This window comes from Roseovarius pacificus (assembly GCF_900142665.1).
GTDB classification, from domain to species: Bacteria; Pseudomonadota; Alphaproteobacteria; order Rhodobacterales; family Rhodobacteraceae; genus Roseovarius; species Roseovarius pacificus.
In genome coordinates this window covers 80,689-96,209 of the sequence record NZ_FRBR01000001.1, presented here as the reverse complement: position 1 = coordinate 96,209, position 15,521 = coordinate 80,689, and the positions used below count along the sequence as shown (strand labels likewise).

14 protein-coding genes are annotated in these 15,521 nt (G+C 65.5%); 6 read left to right on the top strand and 8 right to left on the bottom strand.

Features of this window, described 5'->3' with window-relative positions; genetic code table 11:
• The first annotated feature begins 61 nt into the window (after nucleotides 1–61).
• Nucleotides 62–1,612 carry a helicase HerA-like domain-containing protein gene (locus BUB53_RS00455; RefSeq protein WP_073031496.1) on the top strand — a complete coding sequence of 517 codons (1,551 nt, stop codon included), beginning with the start codon at nucleotides 62–64 and terminating at the stop codon, nucleotides 1,610–1,612.
• A 12-nt stretch (nucleotides 1,613–1,624) separates the two neighbouring features.
• On the opposite strand, the gene BUB53_RS00450 is transcribed toward BUB53_RS00455, so the two are convergent.
• The gene (locus BUB53_RS00450; protein WP_073031494.1) at nucleotides 1,625–2,587 is read right to left on the bottom strand and encodes a phosphotransferase; all 963 of its coding nucleotides are present in this window, start codon (nucleotides 2,585–2,587) and stop codon (nucleotides 1,625–1,627) included.
• A 103-nt stretch (nucleotides 2,588–2,690) separates the two neighbouring features.
• Between BUB53_RS00450 and BUB53_RS00445 the strand changes: the two genes are divergently transcribed.
• Genes BUB53_RS00445 through dxs form a run of 3 tightly spaced genes read left to right on the top strand, consistent with a single transcriptional unit; the run spans nucleotide 2,691 to nucleotide 5,766 of the window.
• A complete protein-coding gene (locus BUB53_RS00445) occupies nucleotides 2,691–2,933 on the top strand; it encodes an exodeoxyribonuclease VII small subunit (RefSeq protein ID WP_073031492.1) in 243 nt (80 codons plus the stop codon).
• Nucleotides 2,934–2,938: 5 nt separating this feature from the next.
• A complete protein-coding gene (locus BUB53_RS00440; RefSeq protein ID WP_073031490.1) occupies nucleotides 2,939–3,808 on the top strand; it encodes a polyprenyl synthetase family protein in 870 nt (289 codons plus the stop codon).
• A 29-nt stretch (nucleotides 3,809–3,837) separates the two neighbouring features.
• Entirely contained in the window at nucleotides 3,838–5,766 is a 1,929-nt protein-coding gene (dxs, locus tag BUB53_RS00435; RefSeq protein WP_073031488.1) for a 1-deoxy-D-xylulose-5-phosphate synthase, read from the top strand.
• Between the two features lie 106 nt (nucleotides 5,767–5,872).
• Here dxs and BUB53_RS00430 read toward each other — a convergent pair whose 3' ends face one another.
• The 6 genes from BUB53_RS00430 to BUB53_RS00405 all read right to left on the bottom strand — a co-directional run bounded on the left by BUB53_RS00430 (nucleotide 5,873) and on the right by BUB53_RS00405 (nucleotide 11,443).
• Nucleotides 5,873–7,177: a branched-chain amino acid ABC transporter permease gene (locus BUB53_RS00430; RefSeq protein ID WP_073031486.1), complete on the bottom strand. Its 1,305-nt coding sequence runs from the start codon at nucleotides 7,175–7,177 to the stop codon at nucleotides 5,873–5,875.
• Nucleotides 7,174–8,184 carry a branched-chain amino acid ABC transporter permease gene (locus BUB53_RS00425; protein ID WP_073031483.1) on the bottom strand — a complete coding sequence of 337 codons (1,011 nt, stop codon included), beginning with the start codon at nucleotides 8,182–8,184 and terminating at the stop codon, nucleotides 7,174–7,176. The genes BUB53_RS00430 and BUB53_RS00425 overlap by 4 nt, the downstream gene beginning before the upstream one ends.
• Entirely contained in the window at nucleotides 8,184–8,537 is a 354-nt protein-coding gene (locus BUB53_RS00420) for a hypothetical protein (protein WP_073031482.1), read from the bottom strand. Before BUB53_RS00420 ends, BUB53_RS00425 begins: the two co-directional genes overlap by 1 nt.
• 2 nt (nucleotides 8,538–8,539) lie before the next feature.
• Nucleotides 8,540–9,256: an ABC transporter ATP-binding protein gene (locus BUB53_RS00415; protein WP_073031480.1), complete on the bottom strand. Its 717-nt coding sequence runs from the start codon at nucleotides 9,254–9,256 to the stop codon at nucleotides 8,540–8,542.
• Nucleotides 9,257–9,361: 105 nt separating this feature from the next.
• Nucleotides 9,362–10,144: an ABC transporter ATP-binding protein gene (locus tag BUB53_RS00410; protein WP_073031472.1), complete on the bottom strand. Its 783-nt coding sequence runs from the start codon at nucleotides 10,142–10,144 to the stop codon at nucleotides 9,362–9,364.
• A 108-nt stretch (nucleotides 10,145–10,252) separates the two neighbouring features.
• Entirely contained in the window at nucleotides 10,253–11,443 is a 1,191-nt protein-coding gene (locus BUB53_RS00405) for an ABC transporter substrate-binding protein (protein WP_073031470.1), read from the bottom strand.
• A gap of 167 nt (nucleotides 11,444–11,610) precedes the next feature.
• Between BUB53_RS00405 and BUB53_RS00400 the strand changes: the two genes are divergently transcribed.
• Complete coding sequence (locus BUB53_RS00400) at nucleotides 11,611–12,681, top strand: PQQ-dependent sugar dehydrogenase (RefSeq protein ID WP_073031468.1); 1,071 nt, start codon at nucleotides 11,611–11,613, stop codon at nucleotides 12,679–12,681.
• Between the two features lie 125 nt (nucleotides 12,682–12,806).
• On the opposite strand, the gene BUB53_RS00395 is transcribed toward BUB53_RS00400, so the two are convergent.
• A complete protein-coding gene (locus BUB53_RS00395) occupies nucleotides 12,807–13,811 on the bottom strand; it encodes a GlxA family transcriptional regulator (RefSeq protein WP_073031466.1) in 1,005 nt (334 codons plus the stop codon).
• 175 nt (nucleotides 13,812–13,986) lie between these two features.
• Between BUB53_RS00395 and BUB53_RS00390 the strand changes: the two genes are divergently transcribed.
• A complete protein-coding gene (locus BUB53_RS00390) occupies nucleotides 13,987–15,360 on the top strand; it encodes a class II 3-deoxy-7-phosphoheptulonate synthase (protein ID WP_073031465.1) in 1,374 nt (457 codons plus the stop codon).
• Nucleotides 15,361–15,521 lie beyond the last annotated feature (161 nt).

Sequence of the window (15,521 nt, the reverse complement as noted above, 5' to 3'; positions counted from 1 at the left end):
TGGCACCAAATGGTTAAGGTTGTATGTTCGCAGCGTGATAAATCCGGCAGGGGGCAGTGACGTGGACAACAAGGTATTCGTTGGCGGCGGCGGCGCGGACTATGGCGACAGGCAGGGGCTGACGCTGAAATACGCCAACCGGCACGGGTTGATCGCCGGGGCGACGGGCACCGGCAAAACCGTCACGCTGCAAATCCTGGCCGAAGGCTTTTCCGCTGCCGGGGTTCCGGTGTTCCTGTCCGACGTCAAGGGCGACCTCTCGGGGCTGGCGGCGGCGGGCAGTGCGGATTTCAAACTACACGAATCCTTCACCGAACGCGCCGCGACCATCGGTTTTGACGATTACGGCTATGCGGCCTTCCCGGTGACGTTCTGGGATCTGTTCGGCCAGCAGGGCCACCCGGTGCGCACCACGCTGGCGGAAATGGGGCCGCTTCTGCTCAGCCGCCTGATGGATTTGTCCGAAGCGCAGGAGGGTATCCTGAACATCGCCTTCCGCGTGGCCGATGAACAGGGCATGCCGCTTCTCGATCTCAAGGATCTGCAATCGCTTCTGGTCTGGGTGGGCGAGAACCGGCAGGAATTGTCACTGCGCTATGGCAATGTCTCGCCGCAATCGGTGGGCGCGATCCAGCGCCAGCTTCTGGTGCTGGAAAATCAGGGGGCCACCGATTTCTTCGGTGAACCCGCGCTCGATCTGGCCGACACGATGACCACCGATGCCGATGGCCGGGGCCGGATCAATATTCTGGCGGCGGATCAGCTCATGGGCTCGCCGCGCCTTTACGCGACCTTCCTGCTGTGGCTTCTGTCGGAACTGTTCGAGGAACTGCCCGAGGTGGGCGATCCCGACAAACCGAAACTGGTGTTCTTCTTCGACGAGGCGCATTTGCTGTTCGACGACGCGCCCGACGCGTTGGTCGAAAAGGTCGAACAGGTGGCCCGCCTCATCCGCTCCAAGGGCGTCGGGGTGTATTTCATCACGCAAAACCCCGATGACGTGCCCGAGGATATCCTCGGCCAGCTCGGCAACCGCGTTCAGCACGCGCTGCGCGCCTTTACCGCGCGCGACCGTCGGGCGCTGAAACGGGCCGCGGAAACCTATCGCCCCAACCCCCGCTTCGATACCGCCGACGCGATCCGCGATGTCGGCGTGGGCGAGGCCGTGACCTCGATGCTGGAAGACAAGGGCGTGCCCGGCATTGTCGAACGCACCCTCATCCGCCCGCCCTCGTCGAAACTCGGGCCCATCGACGACGCGACCCGTCGCACGGTGATGGCCGCATCGCCCGTGGCGGGCAAGTATGACACCGTTCTGGATCGCGAATCGGCCCATGAAATGCTGGCCCGCCGGGCCGCCGAAGCGGCGCAAAAGGCCGAACAGGCCGAAAAAGCCGCCGAAGAGCAATCCATGGCCGAACGCGAATTCAACGCCGGTCGCCGTTATTCCGGCAAACGGGTCGGGCGCTCGACCTCGGGAGGTGCCGGGGAGGGCGGGCTGGCCGGGTCCATCGGCGCGGCGATTGCCGGTGTCGTGATGAAGGAACTCAAGGGCACCACCGGCAAACGCATCGTGCGCGGGATACTGGGCGGGCTGTTCAAGGGGCGCTGACGTCCCGAAGCCTCACAAGGCGCGTAAATCCTCCAGCAACGCGGCGGACATCCGCCGCGCCCGCCGGATGCGCGAGTCCGACAGGGCAGGGGTCTCCACCCTCAGCAACGCCTCGATTCCCAGCATGAAGGGCATGATGACCAGCCGTTCGGTCCCGCTCATCGCAAAACGCTCGGCAAAGGTCTCCAGCCCCACACGATCCACGCCCAGATACATATGCCCCGAGGGGATCATGCCGCGCCGCCCCATATGCATCAGGAACCGCGCGATATCCTTGTAGATCGGCATTCTGGCCGACCCGCCGGTGTCGATCCCGGTCAGGGTGCCGCCGCACGCAATCAGGTTGTTGGGGTGAAAATCGCCATGGCTGATCGCGACGCGCCACTCGATACCGTCGATTTGCAGCGCCAGACGCCCGAGTTCCGACAGGATCGCTGTTTCCAGCTTGCGCAATTCCTCGAATGGCTGCTTGCGCGCCGCCCGTTCGGCCCGCTGCAACCAGCCGATATGCCCCGCCTCCTGCCAGCTTTCCGAACTTTCGGTATATTGCCGCAGCCATTGTGCTGCCGGGTCCAGCCACTGGGCGCGTTTGCGCGGCGGGGCTTTCCACAGCAGTTTGAACAGCGGCTTGCCCTCGATCTCCTGCACCGCGATCATCCCGTGTTCGGGCGAGAAATAAAGCGGCTCGACCACGCGGAACGGGCCCTTGTTCATTTCGGGCCAGATGCGTTGCAGTTCGGCCCATTCACGGGCCGCCGCAGTGTCGTGCCCGTCCAGAAAGATGCGCCAGACACAGGGCCGCCCGTCAATATGGCCCCTGCAAACGGCGCGTTGCCCCGGCACCAGACGCAACATATCGTCCATCCCGGCCCCGGCCAGCGCCGGATCGTCCGCGCGCGCCGCCTCGAACCGCTCGGCCAGGGCCCAAAGGGCCTCCATGTCCGGTAATCGCGATGTCGCATCTGCATCTGTCATGCGCGCACAATCCCGCAGCCCCGTGACAGCGTCAACCGAATTGAACCCGTCCGGCCGCGCGGATAAGGTATGCGCACATTCCTTAAGCTGACAGGGCGCGCAGATGACCGACACCCCCGTAAACGAAATGTCTTTCGAGCAAGCCATGAAGGAACTTGAGCAGGTCGTGGGCCAGCTCGAGCGCGGCGATGTGGCGCTGGAGGATTCGATCAGGCTCTATGAACGCGGGGCCGAGTTGAAGAAACGCTGCGAGACCAAGCTGAAAGAGGCCGAGGAAAAGGTCGCCGCGATCACGCTGGACGGCAATGGCACGCCCACCGGAACCACCCCGGTCGAGGGTCTCTGACGCCGATGAAAGACGAAACTGCGGGGCATCAGGCCGCCCGCGTGCAATCTCATCTCGATCAGGTTCTGGCACCGTTTGGCGACGGGCCGGTGGCGCAGGCCATGCGCTATGCGGTGTCGGGCGGCAAGCGCATCCGCGCCCGGCTGGTGATCGAAGGCGCGCGTCTGCATGGCGTGGCAGACTCCCGCGCGCTCTGGCCCGCTGCCGCGATCGAGGCGATGCATGCCTACAGCCTCGTGCATGACGATCTGCCCTGCATGGACGATGACGACATGCGCCGGGGCCAGCCCACCGTGCATGTCAAATGGGATCAGGCCACCGCCGTTCTGGCCGGGGATGCGCTGCAATCGCTGGCCTTTGAACTGGCCTCCCATCCCGACGGTGCCCAAACCGACGCGGCCCGTGCCGATCTGGCGCTCAGCCTTGCGCGCGCTGCGGGCGGGCAGGGGATGGTGCTGGGGCAGGCGCTCGACATCGCCGCCGAAACCGCCAGCCAGCCCCTGACACTGGAGGAAATCACCCATCTTCAGGCGGGCAAGACCGGCGCCCTGATCGAATGGGCCGCCTGCGCCGGGCCGCGCATGGCGCAGGCCGATCGTGCCCCGCTGGCATCCTACGCGCAGGCGCTCGGGCTGGCCTTCCAGATACAGGACGACGTGATCGACGCCGTCGGCGACGCCGCCACGGCAGGCAAGGCCGTGGGCAAGGATGCCACCGCCGGTAAGGCCACATTCGTGTCGCTGCTGGGGCTCGATGCCGCACGCGCCCGCGCCGAAACCCTTGTTGAGCAGGCCTGCGAGGCCTTATCTGTTTATGGTGACCAAGCCGAGACCTTGCGGGCGCTGGCCCGCTTCGTTATCTCGCGCAATAGCTGAGTATTGCCCCAAGGAGGGCGCGCGCCATCATGTCCACCCGACCCGAAACGCCCCTGCTGGATCAGGTCAACAGCCCCGCTGACCTCAAACGGATGTCCGATGCTGAACTGGGGCGGCTCGCGGACGAACTGCGCGCCGACACCATCGCGACGGTGTCGGAAACCGGCGGACATCTGGGCGCGGGCCTCGGTGTCGTAGAACTGACCGTCGCATTGCATGCGGTGTTCGACGCCCCGCGCGACAAGATCATCTGGGATGTCAGCCATCAGTGCTATCCCCACAAGATCCTGACGGGACGGCGCGACCGGATGCGCACCCTGCGTCAGAAGGACGGGCTCTCCGGCTTCACCAAACGCTCGGAATCGCCCTACGATCCCTTCGGCGCGGCGCATAGCTCCACCTCGATCAGCGCCGCGCTCGGCTTTGCCGTGGCGCGCGATCTGGGCGGCGCCAGCGACACGGGCCATGGCGACGCCATCGCCGTGATCGGCGACGGGGCCATGTCGGCGGGCATGGCCTTCGAGGCGCTGAACCACGCGGGCCATCTGAAAAAGCGCATGATCGTCATCCTGAACGACAACGAAATGTCCATTGCCCCGCCCGTGGGCGCGCTGTCGTCCTACCTGTCCCGCCTCTATGCCGGTGCGCCGTTCCAGGAATTCAAGGCCGCTGCCAAGGGCGCCGTCTCGCTCCTGCCCCCGCCATTTCAGGAGGGGGCAAGACGCGCCAAGGATATGCTCAAGGGCATGACCGTGGGCGGCACCCTGTTCGAGGAACTGGGCTTCAGCTATATCGGCCCCATCGACGGGCATGACATGGATCAGCTTCTGCCGGTCCTGCGCACCGTGCAGGCCCGCGCCACCGGGCCGACCCTGATTCATATCATCACAAAGAAGGGCAAGGGCTACGCCCCGGCGGAATCGCGCCGCGATGGCGGCCATGCCACGGCGAAATTCGACGTCGCCACCGGCGAGCAGAAGAAAGCCCCCTCCAACGCGCCCAGCTATACCCGCGTCTTTGCCGAGGCGCTGCTGGATCACGCCGGGCAGGACGACAAGATCTGCGCCATCACGGCGGCCATGCCCGACGGCACGGGTCTGGATCTGTTCGATAAACGCTATCCCTCGCGCTGCTTTGACGTGGGCATCGCCGAGCAGCACGCCGTGACCTTCGCCGCCGGTCTGGCGGCGGGCGGCATGAAACCGTTCTGCGCGCTCTATTCCACCTTCCTGCAACGCGGCTACGATCAGGTCGTGCATGACGTGGCCATCCAGCGCCTGCCGGTGCGTTTCGCCATCGACCGCGCCGGGCTTGTGGGGGCCGACGGCCCCACCCATGCGGGCGCGTTCGACGTGGCCTATCTGGCGAACCTGCCGGGCTTCACCGTCATGGCCGCCGCCGACGAGGCCGAGCTGAAACACATGGTCGCCACCGCCGTCGCGCATGATGACGGGCCCATCGCCTTCCGCTATCCGCGGGGCGAGGGCGAGGGGGTGGAAATGCCCGCACGGGGCGAACCGCTGGAGATCGGCAAGGGCCGCATGATCCAGCAGGGCGGGCGCGTGGCGCTCCTGTCCTTCGGCACCCGTCTGGGCGAGGTGATGAAAGCCTCCGAAGGATTGCGCGCGCGCGGCATCACGCCCACCGTGGCCGATGCCCGTTTCGCCAAACCCCTGGACGAGGCGCTGATCCTCGATCTGGCGGCAAATCACGAGGCGCTCATTACCATCGAAGAAGGCGCCATCGGCGGCTTCGGCAGCCATGTGGCACAGCTTCTGGCCGAACACGGGGTCTTCGATCACGGGCTTAAATTCCGCTCCATGGTGCTGCCCGACATCTTCATAGATCAGGCCAGCCCGGCGGATATGTATGCCACCGCCGGCCTCAACGCCGCCGATATCGAGGCCAGGGTGCTCGACACGCTCGGCATCGCCCGGATCGGCAGCCAACGCGCCTGAAACCGCCCGCCGCACCCCGGAAGGCTGCCCAACGACAAGAGGGCCGCGTTTCCTTCATCTTTCCCGAAATACTCCGGGGGGTCGGGGGCTGGCCCCCGATCCGTCCCTATTTCTCCGGGATCAGCCCGCGCGGGCTGAATCGCAGCACCAGCAGCAGGATCAGCCCCATGGTCAGCAGCCGCATATGCGCCGCGCTGTCCAGCAGGTGCTCCTTCAGGGCGCTGCCATCGGCCATCGGCGCGGTGATCGTCTGCATCAGCCAGTGGCCCATCGGCTCCACCTGCACCCAGAGGAACCAGATCAGGAACCCGCCCAGCACGGCCCCGAAATTGTTGCCCGAGCCGCCAACGATCACCATCACCCAGATCAGGAAGGTAAAGCGCAGCGGCTGGTAGGAGGTCGGGATCAGCTGCCCGTCCAGCGTGGTCATCATCGCCCCTGCGATGCCGCAGACGGCGCTGCCCAGAATGAAGATCTGCAAATGCCGCCGGGTCACGTCCTTGCCCATGGCCTGCGCCGCCACCTCGTTGTCGCGAATGGCGCGCATCATCCGGCCCCAGGGGCTTTTCAGCGCCAGCTGCGCCGCCACGAGGATCAGCACCAGAACCACGGTGAACAGCGCCGCATAGCCCAGCTTGATATAAAGCGACGAGGCCGTGACCGGATCGAGCCCCAGCCCCTGCACCTTTTCCACAAAGCCCGGATCGTTCTGCAAATCGATCTCATAGGGCACCGGGCGCGGGATGCCGTTCACGTTCTTCACACCCCGGCTCAGCCAGTCCTCGTTTTTCAGCACCGCAAGGATGATCTCGGCAATCCCCAGCGTGGCGATGGCCAGGTAATCGCTGCGCAGGCCCAGGGCCGCCTTGCCGATGATCCATGCCGCACCCGCCGCCAGCACCCCGCCCACGGGCCATGCCAGCAACACCGGCAGGCCCAGCCCGCCCAGATATCCGGTGCCGGCGGGGTTGACCGCCTCAACCGCCTCGACGCCGGGATCGAACACCGCGCGATAGGCAAAGAAACCGCCCACGAGGATCACCAGCATCACCAGCCCGCGCAGCCTGGACGGGGCCATGAAACGATGCGCCAGAATCGCGGTCCCGATCACCGCTGCGCCACAGAGCAGCCCGCCCAACACGCGCCCGCCGCCCGCCGCCCAGGCCTCGGTCGTGGGCGGCATCGCCACCAGCACCGTGGCCAGCCCGCCAAGCGCCACGAAGCCCATGACACCCACATTGAACAGCCCGGCAAACCCCCATTGCAGGTTCACGCCAAGGGCCATGATGGCCGAAATCAGCCCCATGTTCAGGATCAGGAGCGCCGCGTTCCAGCTCTGGAACAGGCCCGTCCCCACGATCAGCGCCGCAACCCCGGCGAACAGCGCGGTGTTTCTCATTGTCTCGCTCATACCGCTTTCCCCCGGAAAAGGCCCGTCGGGCGGAACAGAAGCACGATCAGCAGGATGACGAAACTGACCGCGAATTTGTAATCGGTGCTCAGAAGCTGCACGAGCCCCTCGGGTTCAAGGCTCTCGGGCAGGGTATAGCCCAGCACCTTTTTCCACGCATAGGTGATCATGACCTCGGAAAAGGCGATGATGAACCCGCCCGCGATCGCCCCCAGCGGATTGCCGAGGCCGCCGACGATGGCACTGGCAAAGACCGGCAGCAGAAGCTGGAAATAGGTGAAGGGCTTGAAACTCTTGTCCAGCCCGTAAAGCACCCCCGCCACGGTGGCCAGCGCCGCCACGATCAGCCATGTGACCATCACCACCCGGTCCGGGTTGATCCCCGACAGCAGCGCCAGATCCTCGTTGTCCGAATAGGCGCGCATGGATTTTCCGGTGCGCGTGCGGTTCAGGAACCAGAACAGCAGCGCCACAACGATCACCGCCGTGACCACCGTCAGGCCCTGCGTGGTCTTGATCGCCAGCCCCTCGCGCAGCCCGGTCATTTCCTTGAAATCCCGCGCCGAGATGATGAAGCGCTCGCCATCGGCGAACCGCTGGTCGCCGGGGCCGATGATGAAGCGCACCAGCCCGTTCATGATGAACATCACACCGATGGACACGATCACGAGGATCACCGGCTTGGCCCTCTGCTCGCGATAGAACCGGTACACCGCCCGGTCGGTCAGCAGCACCAGCGCCACGCAGCCCAGAATACCGAAGGGCAGCGCCAGAAGCGCGGTGGGCAGCGGCCCAAGGCTCAGCCCCCAGCTCTGGAACAACCATGTGAACAGGATCGTGACCATGGTGCCAAAGGCCATCGTGTCGCCATGGGCAAAGTTGGAGAACCGCAGGATGCCATAGATCAACGTGACCCCAAGCGCACCAAGCGCCAACTGGCTGCCGTAGGCAATCGCCGGGACCAGCACGAAATTGGACAGCGCGACAAACGCGTTCAGCAGGTCCATTACAACTCTCCCTCGCAGGTTCCGGTGAATTCCTTGGCGCCGTTGCCGCGATAGAGGAACCCGCCATCGGCGTGCAGGTCCATCCCGTGACGGCCGCCGAAATTCTCAAGTGTGATCCGCGTGATACCGCCGCTGCGTGCGATCCGCGCGGGGTAGGGGCCTTGCCGGTCGATCCAGAGCCGCGCCTTCGCCGCGCCAAGCGTGCGCAGCTCGATACTCAGGCGGGACGGCGCACAGCCGCCGCCATCCGTCCGGCAACGCTCGGTGGCGATACAGTCCAGCCCCCCGGCCACCACGGGCCCGGCCAGTCCGGCCAATAGTACTGTGGCCCCCACGATCCCGGACACCCGCATGCTCATCCCCCCAGAAAGCTGCGGCGCACGTCGGGATCGGCCAGCAACTCCTTGCCGCTGCCGGTATGCGCATTGCGGCCCTGCACCAGAACATAGCCCTTGTCGGCAATCGCCAGCGCCTGCCGGGCGTTCTGTTCCACCATCAGCACCGGAAGCCCGGTGCGGGCGATCTCAAGGATACGGTCGAACAATTCGTCCATCACGATCGGGCTGACGCCCGCCGTGGGTTCGTCCAGCATCAGAACCTTGGGCTTGGTCATCAGCGCCCGGCCCACGGCCACCTGCTGACGCTGCCCGCCGCTCAACTCGCCTGCCGCCTGATGGCGTTTTTCGCGCAGGATGGGAAACAGGTCATAAACCTGCTCCATCGTGTCGCTGAAATCGTCCTCGCGAATGAAGGCCCCCATCTCGAGATTCTCCTCCACGCTCATCGAGGTGAAGATATTATGCGTCTGTGGCACGAATCCCATGCCCTGCCGCACCCGTTCCTGCGGCGACAGCGCGGTGATGTCCTGCCCATCCAGCCGCACCGCGCCCTTGCGCAGGCTCAGCATGCCGAACACGGCCTTCATCGCCGTGGATTTGCCCGCACCGTTGGGCCCGACGATCACCGCGATCTCGCCGCGATCCACCGCCACCGTGCAATCGTGCAGAATATCCGGCCCGGTCTTGCCATAGCCGCCGGTCATCGCCTCGCCGATCAAAAAGGGCTCAGACATGACGTCCCCCGTCTTGCGTCCTTGAACATCCCGTCGTCCGGGCAGGGGAAACGCCCCCGCCATATACGGCAACCGGGCCGCGGTTCACTGATGCGGCCATCCCGCTCATGCGCCCACCATGTCCTTGTTTTTCAACCCCGTGCCCAGATAGGCCTCGATCACCTGCTCGTTGGCCTTGATCTCGGCCAGCGTGCCCTCAGCCAGCACCTTGCCCTCGGCCATGCAGATCACCGGATCGCAGATACGCTCGATGAAATCCATGTCGTGCTCGATCACCACGAAGGTATAGTTGCGCTCGCGGTTCAGTTGCAGGATCGCGTCGCCGATGGTGTTCAGCAGCGTGCGGTTCACGCCCGCGCCCACCTCGTCCAGAAAGACGATCCGCGCATCCACCATCATCGTGCGGCCCAGTTCCAGCAGCTTTTTCTGCCCGCCCGAAACCTCGCCCGCGCGCTGCTCGGCCAGGTGCTCGATGGTTAGGAACTCCAGCACCTCGTCGGCTTTGGCGCGCAGCGCGCGTTCCTCCTCGGCGATGCGGCGGCGGCCGAACCACGTGTTCCACAGGGTTTCGCCCGATTGTCCGCCCGGCACCATCATCAGGTTGTCCCGGCAGGTCATCGACCCGAATTCATGCGCGATCTGAAAGGTGCGCAACACCCCCTTGTGAAACAGCTCATGCGGCGGCAACCCGGTGATGTCCTCGCCCGCCATGCTCACCCGCCCCGAGGTCGGCGGCAGCACACCGGCGATCACGTTGAACAGCGTCGTCTTGCCCGCGCCGTTCGGCCCGATCAGCCCGGTGATCGACCCTTCGGCAATCGACAGCGTCGCGCCATCAACCGCATGAAATCCGCCGAAATGCTTGTGCAGGTCGTGAACCTCGATCATCGCCCCGTCATCCCCCGGTCCGCATGTCTGTCATCATGATCCGCCCTTTTACGCAAACAGCCCGAGGAGTCCATCCTCGGGCTGTTCTTCTTTACGTAGGGAAAACCCTCAACGATAGCGGACCGTAACGATCTCGCCGTTCTCGATCTCGATCTCGCGGAACACGCCGGCAGCTTCGCCGGGGCCGATCAGTTCGACATCGGTCGCGCCGACATAATCCACCTCACCGCCTTCGGCCAGAATGTCCAGCGCCTTGCCCAACTCGCCCGGCAGGATCTTTTCACCCGGCGCATTGGCCACGTCCATGATCCGCGACTTGAACTCGTTCGCATCGGTCGAGCCAGCCGCCTGCATGGCCATCAGGATCAGCGCCGCGGCGTCATAGGCCTCCTTGGAATAGACCGATCCCCCCTCGACACCGGCCGCTTCGGCCATGTCCTCGTAGATTTTCGCGCCTTCGCTGTCCGAGCCCGGATTCTGCCCGAACGAGCCGTCGATCGCATCGCCGAAATTCTCGATCAGCGCATCGCCGACCATCCCGTCGGGGAACACGAACGTGTCGAACGCGCCGGTGTCCAGCGCGGCCTGCACCACGCCCGATCCGCCCTGATCGACATACCCGGCCACCACCAGGGCATCGCCCCCGGCCGCAGCCAGCGCGCCGACTTCGGCGGAATAGTCGGCCTTGCCGTCCTCATGCGGCGTCGACAGCGTGACCTCGCCACCCGCCGCCTCGAATGCCTGCTGGAAGCTGTCCGCCAGCCCCTTGCCGTAATCGTTGTTGGTATAGGTCAGCGCGACGCTCTGGATACCGCGCTCCATGATGACCTCGGTCATGATCGTGCCCTGACGCGCATCCGACGGCGCGGTGCGGAAAAACAGGCCGTTATCCTCGGCCGAGGACAGGGCGGGCGAGGTTGCCGAAGGCGAAATCATGACGATCCCGTTCGGCAGCGCCACGTTGGACAATACCGCGCCCGTCGCCCCCGAGCACATCGCCCCCATGATCGCGGCCACCCCGTCCGAGGTCACCAGCCGTTCGCCCGCGGCGGTGGCCGCGCCCGCATCGATGCAGGTGGCGTCGGCGCGCACCGGCTCGACGGTCATGCCGCCCAGCAGCTTGCCGCTGTCGCTGACCTCGGCAATCGCCACCTCGGCGCCACCGGCCATCGCCGGGGCCAGCGATTCCAGAGGCCCGGTAAAGCCCAGCAGAATGCCGATCTTGACGGTGTCGTCAGCAGCGCTCGCAGCGCCCGCAGTCAGCGCGGCGGCGGCAGTGGCCATCAGGAATTTTTTCATCGTCTCTCTCCCATGCAGAAGGTTATCTCCAGACCGGACCCTATCCCGCCATTTGCGAAACGCAAGAGCATAACGCGCGCCGCAATGGCGCCGCGCCGGTTGACCGGACGGCAACGCACCCCATGTGATAGACTGACCCCATAGCCGTCCCCCCGCAGGAGGTGCCGATGATCCGCCTGATCGCCACGCTTGTCCTTCTCGCCCTTGCCGCCGCCCCGGCAACGGCCCAACGCATCGCGGCGGTCGCCGACGGTTTCGACGCCCCCTGGTCCATCGGCTTCCTGCCCGACGGCAGCGTTCTGGTAACCGAACGCGACGGCCGCCTGTTACGCCTCGACGGAGACGACCGGCACGAGATCACCGGCGTCGGCCCGATCGCCGCAGAGGGGCAGGGCGGCCTGCTCGACGTTCTGGTGCCGCGCGACTTCGCCAGCAGCCGGACCCTGTTCTTCACCCATGCCAAACCGCAGGCCAACGGCGCGGGCACCGCCGTGGCCCGCGCCCGCCTGTCAGACGACAACCGCGGCCTGACCGACTGGCAGGTGATCTGGGAAATGCGCCCCGGCTCCTCCGGCGGGCGGCATTTCGGCTCGCGCCTGGTCGAGGCCCCCGACGGCGCTCTTTTTGTCACGGTCGGCGAACGCGGGGATCGCCCGTCGGCCCAGGACCTGAGCCGTGAAAACGGCTCGGTCCTCCGCATCGCGCGCGATGGCACGGTGCCGCCCGGCAATCCCTTTGCCGAGCGCTCCGATGCCCGCCCCGAAATCTGGTCCTACGGCCACCGCAACCCGCAAGGCGCGGCGCTGGACCTTTCGGGGCAGCTTTGGGTGGTGGAACACGGCGCGCGCGGCGGGGACGAGGTAAACCTTATCGCCCCCGGCGCCAATTACGGCTGGCCAGTGATTTCCTACGGCACGCATTATTCCGGCGCGAAAATCGGTGAGGGCACGTCGAAATCCGGCATGGAACAGCCCGCCTATTACTGGGACCCCTCCATCGCCCCCTCGGGCATGATGATCTATTCCGGTGCGCTCTGGCCCGACTGGCGCGGCGATATCTTCGTCGGCAGTCTCAAATTCGACCATATCGCGCAGCTTTCGGGCGACCCGCTGCGCGAGGTCCGCCAGATCGCCACCCCCGAAACCCTGCGCGTGCGCGACATCCGCGAAGGCCCCGATGGCGCGATCTGGTTCCTGTCCGTGGGGCAGGGCGCGCTCTATCGCATGACGCCGGACTAACCCCCCGGCACGGGGCATTGCCCATTGGCCTGACCGCGCAGCGCACCGCCTTCATCTTTCCTGAAATACTCCGAACGGGCAGCACAACTCGCGGCGGGGGCAGCGCCCCCGCTCCGCGCACCCGGTCAGACCGACAACCGGCTCGATTGCGTGCCGCGCTCGCGGTAAGGCGTGGTGTTGTAATGCGCCCGGTAGCATTTCGAGAAATGCGAGGGGCTGGCGAACCCGCAGGCCAGCGCCACGTTGATCACCGTCATGTCGGTCTGCATCAGCAGGTTGCGCGCCTTTTGCAGGCGCAGTTCCATGTAATACCGCTTGGGGCTGCGGTTCAGGTAGCGGCGGAACAGCCGTTCGAGCTGCCGGGTGGACATGCCCACATCCTTGGCCAGGACCGACGGGCTGATCGGCTCCTCGATATTGGCCTCCATCATCTGGATCACCTGGCTCAGCTTGGGATGGCGCACGCCGATCCGGGTGGGCACGCTCAGCCGCTGGGTGTCCTGGTCGGTGCGGATCGACGAATAGATCAGCTGATCGGCCACCGAATTGGCCAGTTTCTCGCCGTGATCGTCCGCGATCAGCTTCAGGAACAGGTCGATCGAGGATGTCCCGCCCGCGGTGCTCATCCGGTTGCCGTCCACCACGAAGACCGACTTGGTCAGTTCCACCTCGTCGAACTCCTCGATGAAACTGTCGTGGTTCTCCCAATGGGTCGTGGCGCGCTTGCCATCCAGAAGCCCCGCGCGCGCCAGCGTATAGGCCGCCGTGCACAGCCCGGCGATCTTGACGCCCCGGCGGGCCTCGCGGCGCAGCCAGTTCAGCATCTTCCTAGTGGTGGCGGCCTGCACGTCCGCGCCCCCGCACACGATGACGGTATCGTCGCGGTTCAGCTCTTCGAGCCCCATATCCGTTTCAAACACCGCACCGGCGGAACAGGCGATTTTCCCGTCCTCTGAATCGGCCGCCAGCGCCCAGGTGTAAAGCTCCTGGCCGGACATCCGGTTGGCGATGCGCAGACTGTCGAGCGCGGCGGCAAAACTCAGCAGCGTGAAGTTGTCCAGCAACACGAAAACGAACCGGCGCGAGGCCGTCGGGCTGTCTATGGCGACTGTTGGCGTAGCAGGCTTCATATTCGCTCCGGCTTTGCTGTTCCGCACCCCGACCCATCTGGCTGTTGCGCGTGATTCTGTCATTTGACAAAAGTCAGACCCGCGCCTTTGCGTCAAGAGCGTCAAATCATATATGGTATCCCGATACTTGCTTTTGTATAGCAAAGGTTCCGAAGCCTCAAACCGGAGACGAACAATGACGACGACATGGCACAAGTCCGACTGGCGCGCGAAACCGCGGGTCCAGATGCCGGATTATACCGATCCCGCCGCCCTGGCCGAGGTCGAGGCCCGCCTGTCGCACTATCCGCCGCTTGTCTTCGCCGGTGAGGCGCGCCGCCTCAAGCGTGAACTCGGCGCCGCCTCGCGCGGCGAGGCGTTCCTGTTGCAGGGCGGCGATTGCGCGGAAAGTTTCGAACAGTTCTCGGCGGACGCGATCCGCGACACGTTCAAGGTGATGCTGCAAATGGCAATGGTGCTGACCTATGGCGCCAAGGTGCCGGTGGTCAAGGTCGGCCGCATGGCCGGTCAGTTCGCCAAACCGCGCAGCGCGCCGACCGAAACGGTCGATGGCGTGGAACTGCCCAGCTACCGCGGCGACATTATCAACGAGCTGGCCTTCACCGAACAGGCCCGCATCCCCGATCCCAACAAGATGCTGCAAGCCTACACGCAGGCCGCGGCCACGCTGAACCTGCTGCGCGCCTTTTCAACGGGCGGGTTTGCCGATGTGCACCGGGTGCATTCCTGGACGCTCGGCTTCACCGACGACGAAAAGGCCGCCAAGTACCGCGAAATGGCCAACCGGATTCAGGACACGCTGGATTTCATGGCCGCCGCGGGCATGACCGCCGAAACCCAGCACGAACTGGGCACCGTGGATTTCTACACCAGCCACGAAGCCCTTCTGCTGGAATACGAAGAGGCGCTGACGCGGCTCGATTCCACCTCGGGCAACTGGCTGGCGGGGTCGGGGCACATGATCTGGATCGGCGACCGCACCCGTCAGCCCGACGGCGCGCATGTGGAATTCGCCCGCGGGGTGCTGAACCCCATCGGCCTGAAATGCGGCCCCAGCATGGAAACCGACGACCTCAAGCGCCTGATGGCCACGCTCAACCCGGAAAACGAGGCCGGGCGCCTGACCCTGATCGCACGGTTCGGCGCGGGCAAGGTGGGCGATCACCTGCCGCGCCTCATCCGCGCGGTCGAACAGGAAGGCGCCAAAGTGGTCTGGGTCTGCGACGCGATGCACGGCAACACGATCAAGTCGGCCACCGGCTACAAGACCCGGCCTTTCGACTCGGTCCTGCGCGAGGTGCAGGAATTCTTCGCCGTCCACCGCGCCGAGGGCACGATTCCCGGCGGCGTGCATTTCGAGATGACCGGCCAGGACGTGACCGAATGCACCGGCGGAATGCGCGCGGTCAGCGAGGAAAACCTCTCGGATCGCTACCACACGGCCTGCGATCCGCGCCTCAACGCCAGCCAGTCGCTGGAACTGGCCTTCCTCGTGGCCGAGGAACTGTCGAACCTGCGCGAAAGCCGCCAGACCGCACAGGCGGTCTGATCCGGCGCCACGACAACCGACCCGGAAACGGAAAGGGGCCCTTGCGGCCCCTTTTTTCTGCACCGCAGGAAAGTCATCCGCACCGCGTCAGCAAAAACCCGGCCCGGACGGCAAGGCCGGGCCGCGCCCGACCCTCCCCACGGGAGGGCGCTTTGGCAATG

Bases quoted from the DNA above. Each gene is read 5' to 3' on its own strand.
- BUB53_RS00450 (WP_073031494.1), bottom strand. From the start codon at position 2,587: ATGACAGATGCAGATGCGACATCGCGATTACCGGACATGGAGGCCCTT.
- BUB53_RS00445 (WP_073031492.1), top strand. From the start codon at position 2,691: ATGACCGACACCCCCGTAAACGAAATGTCTTTCGAGCAAGCCATGAAG.
- BUB53_RS00440 (WP_073031490.1), top strand. From the start codon at position 2,939: ATGAAAGACGAAACTGCGGGGCATCAGGCCGCCCGCGTGCAATCTCAT.
- dxs (WP_073031488.1), top strand. From the start codon at position 3,838: ATGTCCACCCGACCCGAAACGCCCCTGCTGGATCAGGTCAACAGCCCC.
- BUB53_RS00430 (WP_073031486.1), bottom strand. From the start codon at position 7,177: ATGAGCGAGACAATGAGAAACACCGCGCTGTTCGCCGGGGTTGCGGCG.
- BUB53_RS00425 (WP_073031483.1), bottom strand. From the start codon at position 8,184: ATGGACCTGCTGAACGCGTTTGTCGCGCTGTCCAATTTCGTGCTGGTC.
- BUB53_RS00420 (WP_073031482.1), bottom strand. From the start codon at position 8,537: ATGCGGGTGTCCGGGATCGTGGGGGCCACAGTACTATTGGCCGGACTG.
- BUB53_RS00415 (WP_073031480.1), bottom strand. From the start codon at position 9,256: ATGTCTGAGCCCTTTTTGATCGGCGAGGCGATGACCGGCGGCTATGGC.
- BUB53_RS00410 (WP_073031472.1), bottom strand. From the start codon at position 10,144: ATGATCGAGGTTCACGACCTGCACAAGCATTTCGGCGGATTTCATGCG.
- BUB53_RS00405 (WP_073031470.1), bottom strand. From the start codon at position 11,443: ATGAAAAAATTCCTGATGGCCACTGCCGCCGCCGCGCTGACTGCGGGC.
- BUB53_RS00400 (WP_073031468.1), top strand. From the start codon at position 11,611: ATGATCCGCCTGATCGCCACGCTTGTCCTTCTCGCCCTTGCCGCCGCC.
- BUB53_RS00395 (WP_073031466.1), bottom strand. From the start codon at position 13,811: ATGAAGCCTGCTACGCCAACAGTCGCCATAGACAGCCCGACGGCCTCG.
- BUB53_RS00390 (WP_073031465.1), top strand. From the start codon at position 13,987: ATGACGACGACATGGCACAAGTCCGACTGGCGCGCGAAACCGCGGGTC.